This window comes from Amycolatopsis halotolerans (genome assembly GCF_042647905.1).
In the GTDB taxonomy this organism is placed as follows: domain Bacteria; phylum Actinomycetota; class Actinomycetes; order Mycobacteriales; family Pseudonocardiaceae; genus Amycolatopsis; species Amycolatopsis halotolerans.
The window spans coordinates 1-18,907 of sequence record NZ_JBHRWI010000073.1 but is presented as its reverse complement, the minus strand read 5'-3'; the positions used below and the strand labels follow the sequence as shown (position 1 = coordinate 18,907).

Annotated in this window: 15 protein-coding genes; 1 reads left to right on the top strand and 14 read right to left on the bottom strand. The window is 70.7% G+C overall.

Annotated elements, in window-relative coordinates; all coding sequences use genetic code 11:
* Positions 1 to 146: 146 nt before the first annotated feature.
* The 12 genes from tyrS to ACFORO_RS43405 all read right to left on the bottom strand — a co-directional run bounded on the left by tyrS (position 147) and on the right by ACFORO_RS43405 (position 13,498).
* Positions 147 to 1,421 (bottom strand): tyrosine--tRNA ligase, encoded by a 1,275-nt coding sequence (gene tyrS / locus ACFORO_RS43460; RefSeq protein ID WP_377872808.1) that lies wholly within the window; start codon positions 1,419 to 1,421, stop codon positions 147 to 149.
* A 32-nt stretch (positions 1,422 to 1,453) separates the two neighbouring features.
* The gene (locus ACFORO_RS43455; RefSeq protein WP_377872809.1) at positions 1,454 to 2,089 is read right to left on the bottom strand and encodes a DNA-3-methyladenine glycosylase; all 636 of its coding nucleotides are present in this window, start codon (positions 2,087 to 2,089) and stop codon (positions 1,454 to 1,456) included.
* 44 nt (positions 2,090 to 2,133) lie between these two features.
* The gene (gene argH / locus ACFORO_RS43450; protein ID WP_377872810.1) at positions 2,134 to 3,549 is read right to left on the bottom strand and encodes an argininosuccinate lyase; all 1,416 of its coding nucleotides are present in this window, start codon (positions 3,547 to 3,549) and stop codon (positions 2,134 to 2,136) included.
* Between the two features lie 24 nt (positions 3,550 to 3,573).
* Entirely contained in the window at positions 3,574 to 4,566 is a 993-nt protein-coding gene (locus ACFORO_RS43445) for an argininosuccinate synthase domain-containing protein (protein WP_377872811.1), read from the bottom strand.
* Positions 4,563 to 5,063, bottom strand: a complete 501-nt coding sequence (locus ACFORO_RS43440; protein WP_344286579.1) for an arginine repressor — start codon at positions 5,061 to 5,063, stop codon at positions 4,563 to 4,565. The genes ACFORO_RS43445 and ACFORO_RS43440 overlap by 4 nt, the downstream gene beginning before the upstream one ends.
* Positions 5,060 to 5,986 carry an ornithine carbamoyltransferase gene (gene argF, locus ACFORO_RS43435; RefSeq protein WP_377872812.1) on the bottom strand — a complete coding sequence of 309 codons (927 nt, stop codon included), beginning with the start codon at positions 5,984 to 5,986 and terminating at the stop codon, positions 5,060 to 5,062. Before argF ends, ACFORO_RS43440 begins: the two co-directional genes overlap by 4 nt.
* Positions 5,986 to 7,191 (bottom strand): acetylornithine transaminase, encoded by a 1,206-nt coding sequence (locus tag ACFORO_RS43430; RefSeq protein ID WP_377872813.1) that lies wholly within the window; start codon positions 7,189 to 7,191, stop codon positions 5,986 to 5,988. Before ACFORO_RS43430 ends, argF begins: the two co-directional genes overlap by 1 nt.
* On the bottom strand, positions 7,188 to 8,123 hold the full coding sequence (gene argB / locus ACFORO_RS43425) for an acetylglutamate kinase (protein WP_377872814.1): 936 nt from the start codon (positions 8,121 to 8,123) through the stop codon (positions 7,188 to 7,190). The genes ACFORO_RS43430 and argB overlap by 4 nt, the downstream gene beginning before the upstream one ends.
* Positions 8,120 to 9,280: a bifunctional glutamate N-acetyltransferase/amino-acid acetyltransferase ArgJ gene (argJ, locus tag ACFORO_RS43420; protein WP_377872815.1), complete on the bottom strand. Its 1,161-nt coding sequence runs from the start codon at positions 9,278 to 9,280 to the stop codon at positions 8,120 to 8,122. The genes argB and argJ overlap by 4 nt, the downstream gene beginning before the upstream one ends.
* The gene (gene argC, locus ACFORO_RS43415; protein WP_377872816.1) at positions 9,277 to 10,305 is read right to left on the bottom strand and encodes an N-acetyl-gamma-glutamyl-phosphate reductase; all 1,029 of its coding nucleotides are present in this window, start codon (positions 10,303 to 10,305) and stop codon (positions 9,277 to 9,279) included. Before argC ends, argJ begins: the two co-directional genes overlap by 4 nt.
* Before the next feature lie 920 nt (positions 10,306 to 11,225).
* The gene (locus ACFORO_RS43410; protein WP_116204173.1) at positions 11,226 to 11,702 is read right to left on the bottom strand and encodes a helix-turn-helix domain containing protein; all 477 of its coding nucleotides are present in this window, start codon (positions 11,700 to 11,702) and stop codon (positions 11,226 to 11,228) included.
* A gap of 194 nt (positions 11,703 to 11,896) precedes the next feature.
* Positions 11,897 to 13,498, bottom strand: coding sequence for an alpha/beta hydrolase (locus ACFORO_RS43405; RefSeq protein WP_377872817.1), 1,602 nt, complete (start codon positions 13,496 to 13,498; stop codon positions 11,897 to 11,899).
* Positions 13,499 to 13,628: 130 nt separating this feature from the next.
* On the opposite strand from ACFORO_RS43405, the gene ACFORO_RS43400 reads away from it, so the two are divergent.
* On the top strand, positions 13,629 to 14,318 hold the full coding sequence (locus tag ACFORO_RS43400) for a DNA alkylation repair protein (RefSeq protein WP_377872818.1): 690 nt from the start codon (positions 13,629 to 13,631) through the stop codon (positions 14,316 to 14,318).
* A 107-nt stretch (positions 14,319 to 14,425) separates the two neighbouring features.
* On the opposite strand, the gene pheT is transcribed toward ACFORO_RS43400, so the two are convergent.
* Both pheT and pheS read right to left on the bottom strand, forming a co-directional pair.
* Positions 14,426 to 16,996: a phenylalanine--tRNA ligase subunit beta gene (gene pheT, locus ACFORO_RS43395; protein WP_377872819.1), complete on the bottom strand. Its 2,571-nt coding sequence runs from the start codon at positions 16,994 to 16,996 to the stop codon at positions 14,426 to 14,428.
* Positions 16,996 to 18,051 carry a phenylalanine--tRNA ligase subunit alpha gene (gene pheS, locus ACFORO_RS43390; RefSeq protein WP_377872820.1) on the bottom strand — a complete coding sequence of 352 codons (1,056 nt, stop codon included), beginning with the start codon at positions 18,049 to 18,051 and terminating at the stop codon, positions 16,996 to 16,998. The genes pheT and pheS overlap by 1 nt, the downstream gene beginning before the upstream one ends.
* Positions 18,052 to 18,907 lie beyond the last annotated feature (856 nt).

The following is an 18,907-nucleotide window of genomic DNA, read 5'->3' as shown; positions in this document are numbered from 1 at the left end:
GGCGAGAGCTTGGTTCGTGTCCCGGCGGCCACCCGGTTTCCCTGGCGACTTGGAGAACTTTACACGCCCTCCAGAGGCCCGAAACAGGGGGGTACCTTAACCGCGTTCCCGCAGGTCAGGCCCCTGTTTCGGGCCCCGGGCGGAGATCAGCCCCCGACGCGGACGCCGGCGACGGTGCGCTTGCCCTTGCGGACCACGAGCCAGCGGCCGTGGAGCGCGTCGGAAGCCGAGGGCTTCCACTCCTCGTCGGCGATCTTCACGTTGTTCACGTACGCGCCGCCTTCCTTCACGGTCCGTCGCGCCGCGCCCTTGCTGTCCACCAGTCCCCCGGCGATCAGCAGGTCGACGATCGTCGCGTCGCCCGCGGGCTCGACCTTGCCGTTCGGGACCTCGGCCATCGCCGCGTCGAGCGTCGGGGCGTCCAGCTCGGTCAGCTCGCCGCGGCCGAACAGCGCCTGGCTCGCCGCGATGACCTGGCGCGTCTGGTGCTCGCCGTGCACCAGGTTCGTGAACTCCTCGGCCAGCTTCTTCTGCGCGGCACGCAGGTGCGGACGCTCCTCGGTGTCCTTGGCCAGCGCCTCGATCTCCTCCTGATCGAGGAAGGTGAACAGGCGCAGGTAGCGGAGCACGTCAGCGTCGCCGACGTTCACGAAGTACTGGTACCAGGCATACGGCGAGGTCAGCTCCGGATCGAGCCACACGTTGCCGCCGCCGGTGGACTTGCCGAACTTGCGTCCCTCGGCGTCGGTGACCAGCGGCGCGGTCAGCGCGTGCGCGGTGCCGCCCTCGACACGGCGGATCAAGTCCACGCCGCCGACGAGGTTGCCCCACTGGTCCGAGCCGCCGACCTGCAGCTTGCAGCCGTGCTTGCGGTACAGCTCCAGGTAGTCCTGGGACTGCAGCAGCAGGTAGCTGAACTCGGTGTAGGACATGCCGTCGCCCTCGAGCCGGCGCTTGACCGTCTCCCGGTTCAGCATCACGTTCACCGAGAAGTGCTTGCCGACGTCCCGCAGGAACTCCAGCGTGTTCTGCTTCGAAGTCCAGTCGAGGTTGTTCTCCACGATCGCGCCGGTCGGCGAATCGTCGAAGTCCACGAACCGCTCCAGCTGCCCGCGGATCCGCCCGGCCCAGTCGGCGACGACGTCCAGGGTGTTCAGCGTGCGCTCCCCGTTGTCGCGGGGGTCGCCGATCATCCCGGTGGCGCCGCCGGCCAGCACGATCGGCCGGTGCCCGGCGCGCTGGAACCGCTTGAGCATCAGCAGCGGGACGAGGTTGCCGGCGTGCAGGCTGGGCGCGGTCGGGTCGAAGCCGCAATAGAGCGTGAGCGGGCCGTGGTCGAGTTCTCGGCGCAGGGCGTCGATGTCGGTGGATTGCGCGATCAGGCCGCGCCAGGACAACTCGTCAAGGATGTGCTCACTCACACCTGTAGATGATCCCCCACCAGGTCAAACCGTTAACCCGCGGGTCGCACCTGCCGGCGTTTGCCGCCGCGGCGGTAGGTCGAGACGGCTGGTGAGCCGTCGACCCAGAACCGCCACGGCGTCTCCATCGCCATCGCGACGCCGACGCGCGGACCGGTGCGCACGTTCCCCGCGGGCACGCGCTCGCCGACGCGCAGCCGCACCGGCGATTCGGGGTCGGTGAGATCGACGCCGTTCTGCTCGCGGGCCAGGCCCAGCACGGAGGTGAGGATGGCCGGGCCCTTGGCGAGTTCGCCGTTGCCGCGCGCGTTCGGCCGCCGCTTGCGCACGATGTCCGCGCCCTCGACGACCTCGCCCGCGCGCAGCAGCACCGCGCCGGGCTGTCCGTCCTCGGTGCCGACGACGTTCGCGCAGAAGTGCATGCCGTAGACGAAATACACGTAGAGGTGACCGGCCGGGCCCCACATCACGGCGTTGCGCGGGGTTTTCCCGCGGTAGCAATGCGAAGCGGGATCGTCGAGCCCGCGATAGGCCTCGACCTCGACGAGCCGCACCCCGACCCGGCCGTCGGGCCCGTCAGCCTCGAGGACGGCACCGAGCAGCAGCCGAGCCAGGTCGACCGGGTCCAGTGCCAGTTCTTCGCGCCGGAACAACCGGTCCACACGCACTCCCCTCGTCAGGCCGCCAGCCTAGCCAGCGGCCTGACGACAGATCACTTCAGCCACTGCCGATGCGCGGCCACCCGCCCGACCAGGCGTTCCCGTTGCTCGGCAACGCGATCCGGGGCCGTCCCGCCGCGAGCGTCGCGCGAACGCACCGAGCCTTCGACGGTGAGCACTTCGCGCACTGCCGGGGTGAGCGCCGGGTTGATGGCCTGGAACTCCTCGTCGGTCAGCTCGTCGAGCCCGGCCCCGCGCGCCTCGGCGACCCGCACGCTCTCCCCCGCCGCCTCGTGCGCGACGCGGAACGGCACGCCCTGGCGGACCAGCCATTCGGCGATGTCGGTAGCCAGCGTGAACCCGGCCGGAGCCAGTTCGGCGAGCCGGTCGGTGTGGAAGGTCAGCGTGCCGAGCATCCCCGCGATCGCCGGGAAGAGCAGTTCCAGCTGTTCGACGGAGTCGAAGACCGGTTCCTTGTCCTCCTGCAGGTCGCGGTTGTACGCGAGCGGCTGCGCCTTGAGCGTGGCGAGCAGGCCGGTGAGGTTGCCGATCAGCCGTCCCGCCTTGCCGCGGGTCAGCTCCGCGACGTCCGGGTTCTTCTTCTGCGGCATGATCGAGCTGCCGGTGGCCCACGCGTCGTCCAGCGTGACGTAGCCGAATTCGGCGGTGTTCCAGATGATCACCTCTTCGGCGATCCGCGACAGGTTCACCGAAAGCATCGCGACGGCGAACGCGAACTCGGCGACGAAATCGCGCGAGGCGGTGCCGTCGATCGAGTTCTCCACGCTGGTGTCGAAGCCCAGCTCGGCGGCCACGGCCTCCGGGTCGAGGCCGAGCGACGACCCGGCGAGCGCGCCGGAACCGTATGGCGATTCGGCGGTGCGCGCGTCCCAGTCGCGCAGGCGGGAGACGTCGCGCAGCAGCGACTGGCCGTGGGCCATCAGGTGGTGCGCCAGGAGAACCGGCTGCGCGTGCTGCAGGTGGGTGCGGCCGGGCAGGATCGCGTCCGGGTGCCGGGACGCCTGCGACACCAGTGCGTCGATCACGTCGAGCGTGCCCGCGACCACCCGGCGCGCGGCGTCGCGCAGCCACATCCGGAACAGCGTCGCGACCTGGTCGTTGCGGGAACGGCCTGCCCGCAGCTTGCCGCCCAGCTCGGTGCCGGCGCGTTCGAGCAGACCGCGTTCGAGAGCGGTGTGGACGTCCTCGTCGGCGATCGTCGGCGTGAACGCGCCGGACTCGACGTCCTGGGCCAGCGTGTCGAGCGCGTCCAGCATCCCGGCCAGTTCCGCTTCGGTGAGCAGACCCGCCTTGCTCAGCACGCGGGCGTGCGCGCGCGACCCGGCGATGTCGTAGGGCGCGAGGCGCCAGTCGAAGTGGGTCGAGGCGCTCAGCGCCGCCATCGCCTCGGCCGGCCCGCTGGCGAACCGGCCGCCCCACAGCTGCACCGGCTGGTCTTTCCCGCTCACGTTCTGCCTCTCTCGTCCGGCGTCTCAGGACGCCTGGGTGCTCGGATGCTGGGTGCTCCCCAGCGGAGTGTGCCCGGTGCCCGGACGGTACCGCCGTCCGACCGGGCGAAGCCGCCTCCCGGGGAGGTCGGCGACGGTCGCACGGCCCGCGTGCAGCACCAGCCGCACCTCGCCGGACACGCGCTCCTGCGCCCGCCGGACGAACGCGTCCAGCGGCTCGCGCAGCGGCGAGAACCACAATCCGTCGTGGACCAGCTCGGCCCACCGGCGGTCGACGCCGCGCTTGAACCTCGCCAGATCGCGGTCCAGGGTGACTGATTCCAGCTCCTGATGCGCGGTGACCAGCACCGCCGCGCCCGGCGCGTCGTAGCTGTCCGCCGGCTCGAATCGGCCGATCCCGTGCGCTCCGGCCCGGTGGCCGAGCCGCTGAACCGCCTCGGCCACGCTGACCGTCTCGCCGTCGACCGCGACCGGTACGCCCTCATCGAAGGTGACGACGACCTCGTCCGGCGCGCCGAGGTTCGCCACGGCGTCCTCGGTGCAGCGGTAGCCATTGTCCGCGGCCCGGCCCCACAAAGTCCGGCTCGTCGACAGCTCGTGCCGACCCCGGACGCCAAGTTCGACGATCTCCAGGTCTGGCGCGAGTGTCGCGATCATGCTGGACAACACCTCGCCGCCACCGTGTGCGACGGCCGACGCGTTCCGGTCCCGCGCGGTCGCCACGAGCTGGCTCGCCAGCAGCGGCCGGGCCAGGACCAGCGGATGCCGGTCAACGATCAGCGCATTCGCTTGCAGCGCAAGCAAACAGTAGTCATTCGCGAATTCCTCGCGGACGTCCGCAACCACGACTTCGGCGGCTCCGTCGGCCATCGCCTGCCGCCGGAGCGCGCACAGATCCACGTCGCCCGCACCGAAATCCACGGCGACGGCGACCACTTCGCTTTGTCCCGCAAGGAGTTTCAACGCGGATGAGGAGCCGTGCCCGCCCGGACAGGCGAGCACGACCCGCCGGGTCACGGCTCGTCCCCTTCCGCCGAACCCTGCGCGAGCGCAGTGAAGCGTTCGGCAAGGTCGCGTCCGGTGAGCGGTTCGCGCGCGATCACCGCGACCGTGTCGTCGCCCGCGATGGACCCGACGACCTCCTCCAGCGCGGCCCGGTCGATCGCGCTCGCGAGGAACTGCGCCGCGCCCGGAGGCGTGCGCAGCACCGCGAGGTTGCCGGAGAAATCCGCTGACACCAGCAGTTCCGCGAGCAACCGGGACAGCCGCGAGGTGCCGCCCTGTACGCCGCGGACGGGGCTGCCGTCCTCGGGGATGACGTAGACCGGCGCGCCCGAGTCGGCGCCGCGCAGCTTGACCGCGCCGAGTTCGTCGAGGTCGCGCGACAGCGTCGCCTGCGTGACGTCGATTCCCTCGGCGGCCAGCAGCCGCGCCAGCTCCGTCTGGCTGCGGATGGCCATCGTGGACACCAGTTCGGTGATCCGCGCCTGGCGCCCGACCCGGCTGCTGGTCATCGGCCGTTCTGCCCGAACAGCCAGACCAGCAGAGCCTTCTGCGCGTGCAGCCGGTTCTCCGCCTCGTCCCAGACCGCGCTCGCCGGGCCGTCAAGCACCTCGTCGGTGATCTCCCAGCCGCGGTGCGCGGGCAGGCAGTGCAGCACCATCGCCTCGTCGGCGGCGAGCTTCAGCAGCTCGGAGTTCACCTGCAGGGCACGGAACGGGCCGACCCGGTCGAGGCCGTCGTTCTCCTGCCCCATCGACGTCCACGTGTCCGTGACCAGCACGTCCGACCCCTCGACGGCCTCGCGCGCGTCGGTGAAGACGGTCGCGCTGCCGCCGGTTTCTTCGCCGTGCTGCTTGGCGTCCAGCATCACCTGCTGGTCAGGCTGGAAACCCTCCGGCGACACGACGCGCACGTTCATCCCGGCCGTGGTTCCGCCGAGCAGCAGCGAATGCGCCATGTTGTTGGCGCCGTCACCGAGGTAGGTGAGCGTGAGCCCGGCGAGCTTGCCCTTGCGCTCGCGGATGGTCATCAGGTCCGTGAGCACCTGGCACGGGTGAAACTCGTCGGTGAGCGCGTTCACGATCGGGATCGACGCGACCGACGCCATCGAGTCGATGCGCTTCTGCGCGAAGGTGCGCCACACGACGGCGTCGACGTAGCGGGACAGCACGCGCGAGGTGTCCTCGATGGTCTCCTCGCGGCCGAGCTGCATCGAACGGCCGTCGACGATCACCGGGTGCCCGCCGAGCTGGCTGATGCCGACCTCGAACGAGAACCGGGTGCGGGTGGAGTTCTTCTCGAAGATCGCGGCCACCGTGCGGCCGGCGAGCGCCTTCGTGCCGAGCGGGTCGGCCTTCAGCTGGTCGGCCAGGTCGAGCAGAGCGGTCTGCTCGGCGGGGGTGACGTCGTCGTCGCGGAGGAAGTGGCGGGGCATCAGTCGGATTCCTTCGTGGTGGTGGAGTCGAGCGCGCCCGGGAGCGCGGAGAGGAAGCCGCGCGCCTGCTGCTCGTCGAGCACGAGCGGCGGGGCGAGCCGGACGGTGTCCGGGGCGACCGGGTTGACGAGGTAGCCCGCGTCTTGGGCGGCCTTCGCGACGGCCGCGGAAACCGGTTCCCGCAGGCCGATGCCGAGCAGCAGCCCCGCACCGCGAACCCCGGCGACGAGCGGGTGGCCGAGCGCCTCGACGCCGGCCGCGATGTCCTTGCCCAGCGCCGAAACGTGGTCGAGCAGGTCGTCCCGGACGATCGTGCGCAGCACGGCCAGCCCGGCCGCGCAGCACACCGGGTTGCCGCCGAAGGTCGTGCCGTGCTGGCCCGGCTTCAGCAGGTCGCCCGCCGCGCCGACGCCGATCACCGCGCCGAGCGGAAGCCCGCCGCCGAGACCCTTCGCGAGCGTGATCACGTCCGGCACGATCCCGGCCTGCTGGAAGCCGAACCAGGTGCCGAGCCGCCCGATCCCGGTCTGCACCTCGTCGAGCACGAGCAGCGCCCCGGCGGCCTTGGTGATCTCGCGCGCGGCCTGCAGGTAGCCGTCCGGAGCGGGAATCACTCCGGCTTCGCCAAGCACTGGCTCCAAAAAGACAGCCGCGGTCTCGCCGTCGACAGCGGCCCGCAACGCTTCGACGTCGCCGTACGGAACATGCGTGACGCCCGGGACCAGCGGCTCGAACGCCTCACGCTTCGACGGCTGCCCGGTCAGCGACAGCGCGCCCATGGTGCGGCCGTGGAACGCGCCCTCGGCCGCGACGACCTTGCTGCGACCGGTGAGCCGGGTGATCTTCAGCGCGGCCTCGTTGGCCTCCGCGCCGGAGTTGACGAACAGGACTTTGCCTTGCCCGTTCAGGCCCGCGACGTCGAGAAGGGTTTCGGCGAGTTCGACCGCGACCGGGTTCACGTACAGGTTCGACGTGTGCCCCAGCTTCGAGATCTGCTCGGTGACCGCGCGCACCACCTCGGGGTGGGCGTGGCCGAGCGCGTTCACCGCGATGCCGCCGACCAGGTCGACGTACTCGGAGCCGTCCGCGTCCCACACGCGCGCGCCTTCGCCGCGCACCAGGGTCAGGCCGGGGGTGCCGTAGTTGTCCATGACCGCCGACTGCCAGTGCTGCTGACCGTCCGCATTGGACTTGAGGGTAGTCACGCGTTCTCCGTTCCGGATGGCGCTGCCTCGGGCAGCACCATGGTCCCGACGCCGCGCGAGGTGAAGACCTCGAGCAGCACCGAATGGGCGAGCCTGCCGTCGATGACGTGCGCGCCGCGCACACCGCCGCGCACCGCGCGCACGCACGCCTCCATCTTCGGGATCATGCCGCTGGCCAGGCCGGGCAGCATGCGCTCGAGACGGTCGACGGCGATCCGGTCGATCAGCGACGACCGGTCCGGCCAGTTGGCGTAAAGGCCTTCGACGTCGGTGAGCACGACGAGTTTCTCCGCGCCGAGCGCCGCGGCGAGCGCACCCGCGGCGGTGTCGGCGTTGACGTTGTGCACCACGCCGTCGACGTCCGGGGCGACCGTGGACACGACCGGGATGCGGCCGGCGTTCACGATGTCGAGCACCGCGTCCGGGTTCACCTCGGCGACCTCGCCGACGAGGCCGATGTCCACCTGCTCACCGTCCACAGTGGCCTGTTTGCGCTCGGCGGTGAACAGCCGCGCGTCCTCGCCGGAAATGCCGACCGCGTACGGCCCGTGCGCGTTGATCAGGCCGACCAGCTCGCGGCTGACCTGCCCGACCAGCACCATCCGCACGATGTCCATGGTCTCCGGCGTGGTGACGCGCAGCCCGCCCTTGAACTCCCCCGGCACGCCGAGCCGGGACAGCATCGCGCTGATCTGCGGTCCGCCGCCGTGCACGACCACCGGATGCAGACCGGCCAGCCGCAGGAACACCATGTCCTCGGCGAAAGCGGCCTTCAGCTGGTCGTCGATCATCGCGTTGCCGCCGTACTTGACGACGACGGTCGCGCCGTGGAACCGCTGCAGCCACGGCAGCGCTTCGATCAGCACGCCGGCTTTCTCGGCCGCGCTGGCGAGCCGTTCGTCGGCGGAGACGAGCCTTCCGGTATCCGTCATGACGAGTACGCGCTGTTCTCTTCGACGTACGCGTGCGAAAGGTCCGTGGTGTAAATCGTGGCCTCGTCCGAACCGACGCCAAGATACACAACCACGTCGATGCCGCGCCCGGACAGGTCGGCCGCCGACCGGTCCTCAGCCGTCGTGCCGCCCGCGAACAAGGTGACGCCGTTGATGGCGATCGACACCGTCTCCGGGTCGATCCGTGCCGGTGCGCGGCCAAGCGCCATCGCGATCCGGCCCCAGTTGGGATCGGACCCGAACAACGCGGTCTTGACCAGGTTGTCCTCGGCGATCGTCCGTGCCACGACAATCGCGTCGTCCTCGGATGCGGCGCCCTTCACCGTGACGTCGACATCCTTGGTGGCGCCTTCGGAATCGGCCCGCAGCTGCAGCACGAGGTCATGGCTGACCTTGGTGAGCAACTCGGTCAACTCGGCTTCAGTCGGCTCGACGCCGCTGGCACCCGAGGCGAGCACGAGCACCGTGTCGTTGGTCGACGTGCCGCCGTCCACGTCCAGCCGATCGAACGTGATGTGCGTGGCGGCGCGCAACGCACGGTCGAGAGTTTCCTTGTCCGCCACGGCATCCGTGGTCAGCACCGACAGCATCGTCGCCAGATTCGGCGCGAGCATCCCCGCGCCCTTGGCAAACCCGCCGACGCTCCACCCCGATTCGTGCTGGGCGAAGGCCTGCTTCGGCTTGCTGTCGGTGGTCATGACGCCTGTCGCGGCATTCAGGGCAGCCTCCGGGCTGGTGTCCAGTGCCTTGACCGCACTGTCCACACCGGACAGAACCGCAGGCATCGGCAGCCGCTCGCCGATCAGTCCCGTGGAGCACACCGCGACCTCGATCGCCCCGGCACCCAGCACTTCGGCGACCTTCTCCGCCGTGGCGTGCGTGTCCTGAAACCCGCCCGGCCCGGTGGCCGCGTTCGCCCCGCCGGAGTTCAAAACGACGGCCTTCAGCTTCTGCTGCTTCAGCACTTCCTGCGACCACAGCACGGGCGCGGCCTTGATCACGTTCCGGGTGAACACGCCCGCCGCGACGTCGAGCGGGCCGTCGTTGACGACCAGCGTGAAGTCGAGCGCGCCGGAGGCTTTGATCCCGGCGGCCACGCCGGCGGCGCGGAACCCTTTTGGTCCGGTGACGGTCACGGTGCCACTCCCACGGTGGAAAGTCCGGTGGCCTCGGGGAAACCGAGCGCCAGGTTCATCGATTGGACGGCACCGCCCGCGGTGCCCTTGGTGAGGTTGTCGATCGACGTGACGACGACCAGCCTGCCCGCGTCGGCGTCGATCCCGAGCTGGAGCTGGACGTTGTTCGACCCGACCGTCGCCGCGGTCGTCGGCCAGGTTCCCTCAGGCAGGATCTGGACGAACGGCTCCGCGCCATAAGCCTTCTCGTACACCGCGCGCACCGCGGCGTCGTCGACGTCTCCGAGGAGTTGCGCACTCGCCGTCGTGAGAATGCCGCGCGGCATCGGCGCGAGCACCGGCGTGAAGGAAACAGTCACCGGCTTGCCCGCCGCACCGGAGAGGTTCTGCACGAACTCCGGCGTATGCCGATGCGCCCCAGCGACGCCGTACGCACTCGCGTTGCCCATGACCTCAGACCCGAGCAGATTCGGCCGGAGGCTCTTGCCCGCACCCGACGTCCCCGTCACCGACACCACGGTCACTGCGGGCTCGACCAGCCCCGCCGCCAACGCAGGCGCCAACGCCAACGACCCGCCAGTCGGGAAGCAGCCGGGCACCGCGATCCGCTTGGTGCCCACGAGCTTCTCGCGCGCACCGGGAAGTTCGGGCATCCCGTACGGCCACTGCCCCGCGTGTTCGCCGGAGTACCACCGTCGCCAGTCCGCCGCGTCCGCGAGCCGATGATCGGCCCCAAGGTCGACCACGAGCACGTCCGGCCCAAGCTGAGCCGCGATCTCGGCCGAATGGCCGTGCGGCAGAGCCAGGAACACGACGTCATGGCCCGCGAGCGTCTCCGCGTTCGTCTCGAGCAGCACGCGCCCAGCAAGCGGAACAAGGTGCGGCTGGTGCGTGCCCAGCGTCGTCCCCGCACTGCTCGCCGCCGTGAGAGCGCCGATCTCGACCTCGGGATGGGTCAGGAGCAGGCGCAGCAGTTCGCCGCCCGCGTACCCGCTGGCCCCGGCTACCGCGATCTTCACCGTCATACGAATGATTATGCACGAGCGTGCAAGCTCAAACAAAGAGGGTTTCCTCACCCTGGCCGGTCCCTCCTCGGGACTTTTGCAGATTCCTCCCGTTCCTCCCTCCATAGCCCGTGGCCGCTGGGATCGCGCAGCCACAGGTCACCTGACTCCCCGGGACAACCAGCCCTTGCCGACTGCCCGAGCCCACCAGCCACAGATCACACGGGTGTCCGGGCCGACCTGGCGCGCGCCACCGACAACCGGAGCCGTCCAGCCGCGGCTCATACGGTTGTCCGGGCCAACCCGGCACACGTCACCGACCACTGGAGCCATCTAGCCACAGCTCGCCAGCCACCCGGTTCACCTGACCATCCGAGCCACCCGGCGTCGCCGGACTATCCGGCGACGCGCGGAATCGCTCGATGATGCGGGGTCGTTCGGCTGCACGGGGGTTCCTTCGACCAGCCGAACCTCCCGCCGCCAAGCCATCCGGCCAGCGCGCAGGCATCCGTCCGAGCCCGGCTCTTCCGGGCCTAACCCACCCAGCCGCTCGATCAGGCAGTCGGCCAGCCAGCCGGGGCCACGCAGGCCGTTCGGCGCCCAATCCATTCGGCCGCCCAGCCCCCGGCCACCCGAGCCGATGGTCGCCCAGCCGCCGAGCCGCACCAGCCAACCGGGGCCACGCAGGCGCTCGACACCCAACCCACCCGGCCACCCGGCCACCCGGCCACCCGGCCACCCGGCCACCCGGCCACCCGGCCACCCGGCCACCCGGCCACCCGGCCACCCGGCCACCCGGCCACGAGCCGATGGTCGCCCAGCCGCCGAGCCGCACAGGCTAGCCATCGCCCCACCCGTCGGCTCAATGCCAAGCCGCCGCTCCGGCGCGCAGGCAACGCCACGCCGGGCCCGCCTCGGGATGCGAACCCGGCGGGCGTTCGTCAGTCCGCTCCCTCCTCCGCTTCGCGGAGACTCGGCGGCGTCGGCAAATGATTCCCCGGATGTTCCGGATCGCAGCCCACCCGCGGCAGGCGCGCCCGAATCCCTCCTGGCGTCCGCGCGAAATGCCGTGCCAGCTCGGTCACCGAGTCGCCCGCGAGCCAGCGGGCTTCCAAATCCGCGTCCATCTCGTCGGTCCACGGTCTGCCCTGCTGCGCCGGACGTCCGCGCGATCTTCGCCGCGAGCCGCCGCCCGCGAAGGTGCGCAGGCTTGTGTCGAGCAGCTCCGCGACGGTCGCCACGGACGTCACGTCGAGCTCGAGCCTGCCCTCGACGACGGGTTCGCCGTCCGGCCGTTCTCCGCCGACAGTGACGGTGACTCGCTCCGGCTCGCCGTCCTCGGTGCGGGTGACGACGGCGACCTGGTACTGGATATCTCCTGACCGGACTTCGGTCCGGTGCTCCTGAATGATCGTCATGGCGGCGAAGGTATCGGCGACCCCCGACAATTTTCGATCACTTAACGCGATCGGGTGACTGCGGACCGAAATTGTCAGACCCCCGCCGTAGCGTCCCCGGCGACCACGAAAACGACCGAGGGGGATCGGTGGACCAGCGGAAAAGAACAGTGCCCCGGTCTGGCAGACCAGACCGGGGCACCGGGGAGAACGGCTCAGAAACGCAGCAAACCGGAAAGCAGGCTCTGCTTCTCCTCCGCCGCGGCCTTCGTCAGGGCATCGGCCTTCTGCTGCGCGCCGGTGGCGACCGGAGACGGAACCGGCTGCGGCACCGCGGTGCACTGGACATCCGAACGGTCGTCACGGACGCGCTTCGGCAGCGCCCCGGTGGCGAGATAGTCGGCGACCCGGTCGTCCACGCACGACACTCCGGAGAGCGATCCGGCGTGCGTCGTCCCGCCGGGCGCGCTGATGAGGCTCGAACGCGGGTAGCGCTTGCGCACTTCGAGGCTGCCCGAGTACGGCGTGGCCGCGTCGAGTTCCTCGCTGATCAACAGCGCCCCGCTCGCCTTCGACCCGTCGATGTCCACCGGCTTGCCCGCCTTCGCGGGCCAGTTCAGGCAGCTCGCGTTGTACCAGGTGTTGCTCCAGGTCTCGAACGGCGCGCGGTTCTGGGTGGCCCAGGCGTCGCGGCGCCAGCGGTCCCAGTCCCGCGGCCACTGCGCATCGGTGCACTGCACCGCGCTGTACACCGCGTATCCGTTGTCGTCGCCGGGCGCGTTCGACTTCTCGTACAACGCTTTCAGCGCCTGCCAGTCGCCGCGGTGCACCCAGCCGTCGAACGCCTTGGCCATGTCCTCCCAGCCGAACACGTAGTAACCGGCCTGCAGGAAGACGTCGAGCCACTCGTCGCCGCCGATCACGCCGCCCGCCGGGTTCCGGTCGAGCTTCCGCTGCTGCGCGTACCAGAGCTGCTCGACCGCCGAACCGGTCTTGCCGAGGTGATAGACGTTGTCGTACTTCGCGAGCCAGCCGAAGTAGATCTTGATGTTGCGGTCGAAGGCGACGTCCTGGTCGAGGTTGGCGTCGTACCAGACCTTGCGCGGATCGACGTTCCCGTCGAGCACCATCCGGCGCATGCGGTCCGGGTGCAGCGTGCTGTACACCTGCCCGAGATAGGTGCCGTAAGAGAAGCCGTAGTAGTTGATCTGCTTCTCGCCCAGCGCCTTCCGGAGGCTTTCCATGTCCTGCGCGACATCGGTGGTCTTGATGTGCTGGAGCAGCGGGCCGTTCTTCGCGCAGGCCTCGGCGTAGCCCTTCGTGCGGGCACGCCAGGTGCTCTCCAGCTGCGGCGTGTTCGGCACGTAAGCCGGGCGGGCAGGCGCGAAGTAGTTCCCGTCGCACGTGAGAGCCGGTTTGCTGGAACCGACGCCGCGAGGGTCGAAGCCGATCCAGTCGTAGCTGTCGCCAGCGTGCTTGGGCACGTTCCGGCCGAGCACCGAGAGGCCGAGCCCGGAACCGCCCGGACCACCCGGGTTCACCAGCATCACGCCCTGGTACTTCGAGCTCTTGTGCTTCACCCGGGAGACGGCGATCTGCACCGTCTCGCCCGACGGCTGGGCGTAATCCATAGGCGCCACCAGGAATCCGCATTCGGCACCCGCCTTCGCGAGGCCGGGGGCGGAACACGGTCCCCACTTGATCGGCGGCGGCGCGTAGCCCGACTCCTCGGGCTGCACCGCGGTGGCGGCGGGTGCGACAGCCAGCGTTCCGGCCGCGACAGCGGCGGCGGCCAGCGCGGTGACGATTTTCCTCACAGTGGTCCTTTGCGTACGACGGCAACCCGGGCTCGTCGAAGCTACCGGCTGCGCGGCAGAATCTCGTTTCCCGACACGAGCCGCGCTGTCCCCCGATCGTCGGGATCCGATCCGACGGAGGTGGCCCTTGATGAGTGCGGGCGAAGCGTTGATCACCGCAGTGCGAACCGGGCTCGCCGAGCTGGCCGACCCGGTCAAGGCACCGGAAATGCAGGCGTACATGAAGTCCGCGATGCCGTTTCGCGGAGTGCCGAAACCGCCGCGCGGCAAGCTCATGAAGGCGCTTCTCGCCGAGCATGTTCTGCCCGATCGAGTGACGTTCGCGGAGACCGTGCTCGCGTTGTGGCGGGAGGCGGAGTACCGCGAGGAGCGGTATGCGGCAATCGATCTTTCCGGGCATCGCGCTTATCGGCAGTGGCAGGACCCGGAACTGCTGGAGATGTACGAGGAGTTGATCGTCACCGGGGCGTGGTGGGACTACGTCGACGAGGTCGCGATCCGCCGGATCGGGCCGATCCTGCGCGAGCACCGGACCGTGGTCACGCCGGTTCTGCGCCGCTGGATGACAGACGCTGATCGCTGGCGCCGGCGAACGGCGGTGATCTGTCAGGTCAGCGCGAAGGACGAGGTGGACCAAGGGCTGCTCGCCGACGCGATCGAGGCGAACCTCGGCGACCGGGATTTCTTTCTGCGCAAGGGAATCGGCTGGGCGCTGCGGGATCACGCCCGCGCCGAACCGGAGTGGGTCCGCGCGTTTGTCCGGGCGCACCCGGGGCTGTCCCCGCTGTCCACGCGGGAGGCGATGAAGCACCTCGGCTGAAGTGAACCGCTAGCAGGAAAAGAAAGGAGGGATGGCCATGACACCAGTGCTCCCCGCCCCGGCTGACCGGCTGGGCGGCCGGAGCGCGGGGCGGGGAGAGCGTCAGGTCAGGCGCGGAGCGTCGCTCCGAAGCGCTCGCCGGCAGCGGCGACCGCGGCGTCGCGAGACTTGGTGGCCTCGTCGACGGTGAGGGTGCGGTCGGCGGCGCGGAAGCGGAGCTTGTACGCCAGGGAACGCTTGCCTTCGCCGAGCTGCTCGCCGGTGTAGACGTCGAAGAGGGTGATCTCCTCGAGCAGCTCGCCGGCTCCTTCGCGGAGCACTTCGGCGAGGTCGGCGGACGGGACGTCCGTGCCGGCGACCAGGGCGACGTCCAGCAGCACCGGCGGGTAGGCCGAGATGCTGGGCGCCGGACGGGAGTCGGGCAGCGGGATCGCGTCCAGGTCGAGTTCCATGGCGACGGTGCGCGGCGGCAGGCCGAGGGCCTCGACGACCTTCGGGTGCAGTTCGCCCGCGTGGCCGACCGGCCAGTCGCCCACGCGCAGCTGGGCGCAGCGGCCCGGGTGCCACGGCAGGAGATCCGCGGCCTGCACGGTGAGCTCCATGCCGGAGGCCTCCGCCACCAGGCGCGCGGCCTGCACGGCGTCGGCCCAGCCTGCCTGGTCGCCCTTGCCCCACCAGCCGGCGCGCGGGCGCTGGCCGCTGAGGACGACGGCGACGTGCACCGGCTGCGCGGGCACGGCGGCCTCCAGCACGGCGAGGTCCTCGTCGCTCGGGCGGTGCTCGACGCCGAGGTCCGGGACCTTGAGCTGGTTCGGTTTCGGCAGCACGACCTGGCCGACGTGGAACAGCGACACGTCCTTCAGGCCGCGGGAAACGTTGCGCTGCAACGTCTCCAGCAGGCCCGGCAAGAGGGTGGTCGCCATCCGGTCGTGGTCGGCTTCGAGCGGGTTCCGCACGCGCACGGTGCTGCGGCGGATGTCGTCCTCGGGCAGGCCGAAGGCGTCCCACACCGCGTCGCCGATGAACGGGAACGGGCGCACCTCGACGTAACCCGCCTCGGCGAGCGCGCCGGACACCGCGCGGCGGCGGCGCTGGGCGTCGGTGAGACCGCGGCCCGCGGGCGCGGCCGGCAGGACCGACGGGATGCTGTCGTAGCCCTCGAGCCGCAGGACCTCCTCGACGAGGTCGGCCGGCTGCACGAGGTCGCCGCGCCAGCTCGGCGGGGTCGCGGTGACGAGGCCGACTCCCTGGTCGCTCGTGCTGAGCTGGACCTTGCAGCCGATCTGGCCCAGCCGCCGCACGGTGACGCCGCGTTCGTAGCGCACGCCGGCGATCTGGTCGGGGAGGTTGATCGGCATGGTCACCGGGGCGTGCGGGGCGACGCCGCCGACGTCGGTGCGGCCCGGGCGGATCGCGCCTTCGCCGTACTGGCGCAGCAGCCGCGCGGCGAGCTCCACCGCGGCCGCGCACAGCGCCGGGTCGGTGTAGCGCTCGAAACGCTTCGCCGCCTCGGAGAACAGCTTGTGCCGTCGTGCGGTGCGGCTGATCGACGCCGGGTTCCAGTGCGCCGCCTCGAGAAGCACGTCGGTGCTCTCCGGCGTGATCTCCGTGCTGGCGCCGCCCATCGTGCCGGCCAGGGAGATGACGCCGCTGTCGTCGGCGATCACGATGTCGTCCGCGTCGAGCGTGCGCTCCACGTCGTCGAGCGTGGTGAGCTTCTCCCCCGCCTTCGCGCGGCGCACCACCAGGTCGCCCTGGATGGAGCCGGTCGCGAACGCGTGCAGCGGGTGGCCCAGCTCGAGCATCACGTAGTTGGTGACGTCGACCGCGAGCGAGATGGACCGGATGCCGGCCAGCATCAGCCTGCGGCGGATCCGCCACGGCGTCGGCGCGGTCGCGTCGAGTCCGGTGACGCGGCGCAGCACGAACCGCGGGCAGCCCTCGGGGTCCTCGACCCGGACCGGCCAGGCCTCGCCCTCGGCTTCCGGGAAGTTGTCGAGCATCGCCGGGTCGCCGAAGGGCACGTCGAGCGCGTTCGACAGTTCGCGCGCCAGGCCGCGGATCGACAGCGCGTAGCCGCGGTCCGGGGTCGGCGTGACCTCGATGACGGTGTCGTCGAGGCCGAGCAGGTCCTTCGCGTCGTCGCCCGGGCTCGCCGTGCCCGGCGGGAGCACGAGGATGCCGCTGTGGTCGTCGCCGAGGCCGAGTTCGGCCGCCGAACAGATCATGCCGTCGCTGACCTTGCCGTAGGTCTTGCGCGCGGCGATCGCGAAATCGCCCGGCAGGACCGCGCCCGGCAGCGCGACCACGACGAGGTCGCCCTCGGCGAAGTTGCTCGCGCCGCAGACGATGCCGCGCGTCTTGATGCCGTGCGGGCCCTCGTTCTCGAACGGGGCGTCGTCCTCGTCTTCGTCCTCTTCGGACAGTTCCGCGTCGTCGGGCTCGGGGTCGGGCTCCTCGCCGACCTCGACGCGGCAGAACCGCACCGGCTTCTTGAAGCCGGTCAGCTCCTCGATCTCCGCGACCCGGCCGACCACGAGCGGGCCGGTCACCGGGCCGAGCTCGCTCAGCTCGTCGACCTCGATCCCGATCCGCACGAAGGCGTCGGCCAGGTCCTGCGGCGTGACGTCGGCATCCACTTCGAGATGCTCGGTCAGCCAGCTCACCGGAACTCGCACTACGCCTCCGTTCCGAAGGGAAGGGTGAACCGGACGTCGCCTTCGACCATGTCGCGCATGTCCGGGATGCCGTTGCGGAACTGCAGCGTCCGCTCGATGCCCATGCCGAACGCGAAGCCGGAGTAGACGTCGGAGTCGACGCCGCACGCGCGCAGGACGTTCGGGTTGACCATGCCGCAGCCGCCCCATTCGACCCAGCCGGGGCCGCCCTTCTTCTCCTCGAACCAGACGTCGACCTCCGCCGACGGCTCGGTGAACGGGAAGAAGTGCGGGCGCAGCCGCGTCTTGGAGCTCTCGCCGAACATCGCGCGGGCGAACGAGTCGAGCGTGCCCTTGAGGTGCGCCATGGTGAGGCCCTTGTCGACGGCGAGGCCTTCGACCTGGGTGAACACCGGCGTGTGGGTGGAGTCGAGCTCGTCGGTGCGGTAGGTGCGGCCCGGGCACACGACGTAGACCGGCAGGTCGCGGTGCAGCAGGCTGCGGGCCTGCACCGGCGAGGTGTGCGTGCGCAGCACCAGGCCGGAGCCTTCCTCGCCGACGTAGAACGTGTCCTGCAGCTGGCGCGCCGGGTGGTCCTTGCCGAAGTTCAGCGCGTCGAAGTTGAACCACTCGGCCTCGAGCTCGGGCCCTTCGGCGACCTCGTAGCCCATGGCGACGAAGACGTCGGCGATGCGCTCGGACAGCGTGCTGATCGGGTGCCGGGCTCCGCGCGGGACCTGGTCCCACGGCAGCGTGACGTCGACGGCCTCCTCGCGAAGCACGCGCTCGTCGCGCTCGGCCTGCAGCGCGGCGCGGCGCGCGTCGAACGCGGACTGCACCGCCTGCCGGGCCTCGTTGACGCGCTTGCCCGCGTCGGCTTTCTCCTGCTTCGGCAGCGCGGCGATCTCCCGGCGCGCCAGCAGCACCGGAGACTGGTCCCCGAGATGGGCCGGTTTGACGGCGGCGAGCGCGTCCAGGTCGGCCGCGCCGGCGAAGGCGTCCTCGGCCGCCTTCATCGCCGCGCGCAGGGTCTCCGGTGCGAGCACGTCGACCGGCTGTTCTGTGGCTCCGGACATGACTCCTCGGCGTCCACTGGGACTGGTGTTGTCGGCGGCACGCGGGCATGCCGCCGCACGTGCACATCGGGCAGCTCAGTCTAGGGGATCGGGCGCCGGGCCCGGCCGCTCACCCTCCGCTTCCGGAGCCGCTGCGCCGGATCCGCCCCGTGATCACGACCGACCGTCGCCGAGGACCCGAACGGACGTCAGCGGATCAGGTGAGAACCGCCCCTCGACCGGCTTGCTTCGGACGCCCGCCCGGGCGGCGGCGGGACGGACTTGGGACGGCGGAGCTGCCGAGCTTGGCGCGGGCATCCGCGTGGAAAGCAGCGGCACGCGTTGAGGACCGCGGAGCTGCCGAACTCGGCGCGGACACCCGCGCGGGAAAGCAGCGGGACGCGTTGAGGGCCTCGGAGCTGCCGGGGCTTAGCGCGGACACTCGCCCGGGGTGGCGGCGGGACAGGCTTCCGACGGCGGAGCTGTCGAGCTTGGCGGGGCGAAGTCTTGGGGTCAGGAGAGAGGCGCGGGATCGAGGCGGGGAAGTGCGGTTCGGATGGTGGCAGCGGGCGAAGGAGGCTGGCGACCCGGTCGGGTACCCGGCATGAGTGCGACAGGAGCATGACAAGAGCGCGGCGAGCCGACAGAAAACGTGGAGGTGACTGCGACGCGCTCGGCCTCGGGCGTCTCAGCGTGCGACTGCTGATTTCCGCATCGTGGCGGGCGACGGGCTGCCGCGACACCATCCCGGTGGCAGTTCTGGCGGCGCAGGGAAACGATCCTGCGCCAAGCAAGTCTAAGAGCGCGTCTGAGAACTGATGTCACTGGTCTGTGTTGCGGGTGAGTCGTCGGGACATGGTCATGATCATGGCGATGT

Coding starts and splice junctions, on each gene's coding strand:
- ACFORO_RS43410 (WP_116204173.1), bottom strand. CDS start 11,702: ATGACGATCATTCAGGAGCACCGGACCGAAGTCCGGTCAGGAGATATC.
- argF (WP_377872812.1), bottom strand. CDS start 5,986: ATGCCCCGCCACTTCCTCCGCGACGACGACGTCACCCCCGCCGAGCAG.
- argC (WP_377872816.1), bottom strand. CDS start 10,305: ATGACGGTGAAGATCGCGGTAGCCGGGGCCAGCGGGTACGCGGGCGGC.
- pheS (WP_377872820.1), bottom strand. CDS start 18,051: ATGTCCGGAGCCACAGAACAGCCGGTCGACGTGCTCGCACCGGAGACC.
- argB (WP_377872814.1), bottom strand. CDS start 8,123: ATGACGGATACCGGAAGGCTCGTCTCCGCCGACGAACGGCTCGCCAGC.
- ACFORO_RS43440 (WP_344286579.1), bottom strand. CDS start 5,063: ATGACCAGCAGCCGGGTCGGGCGCCAGGCGCGGATCACCGAACTGGTG.
- ACFORO_RS43400 (WP_377872818.1), top strand. CDS start 13,629: ATGAGTGCGGGCGAAGCGTTGATCACCGCAGTGCGAACCGGGCTCGCC.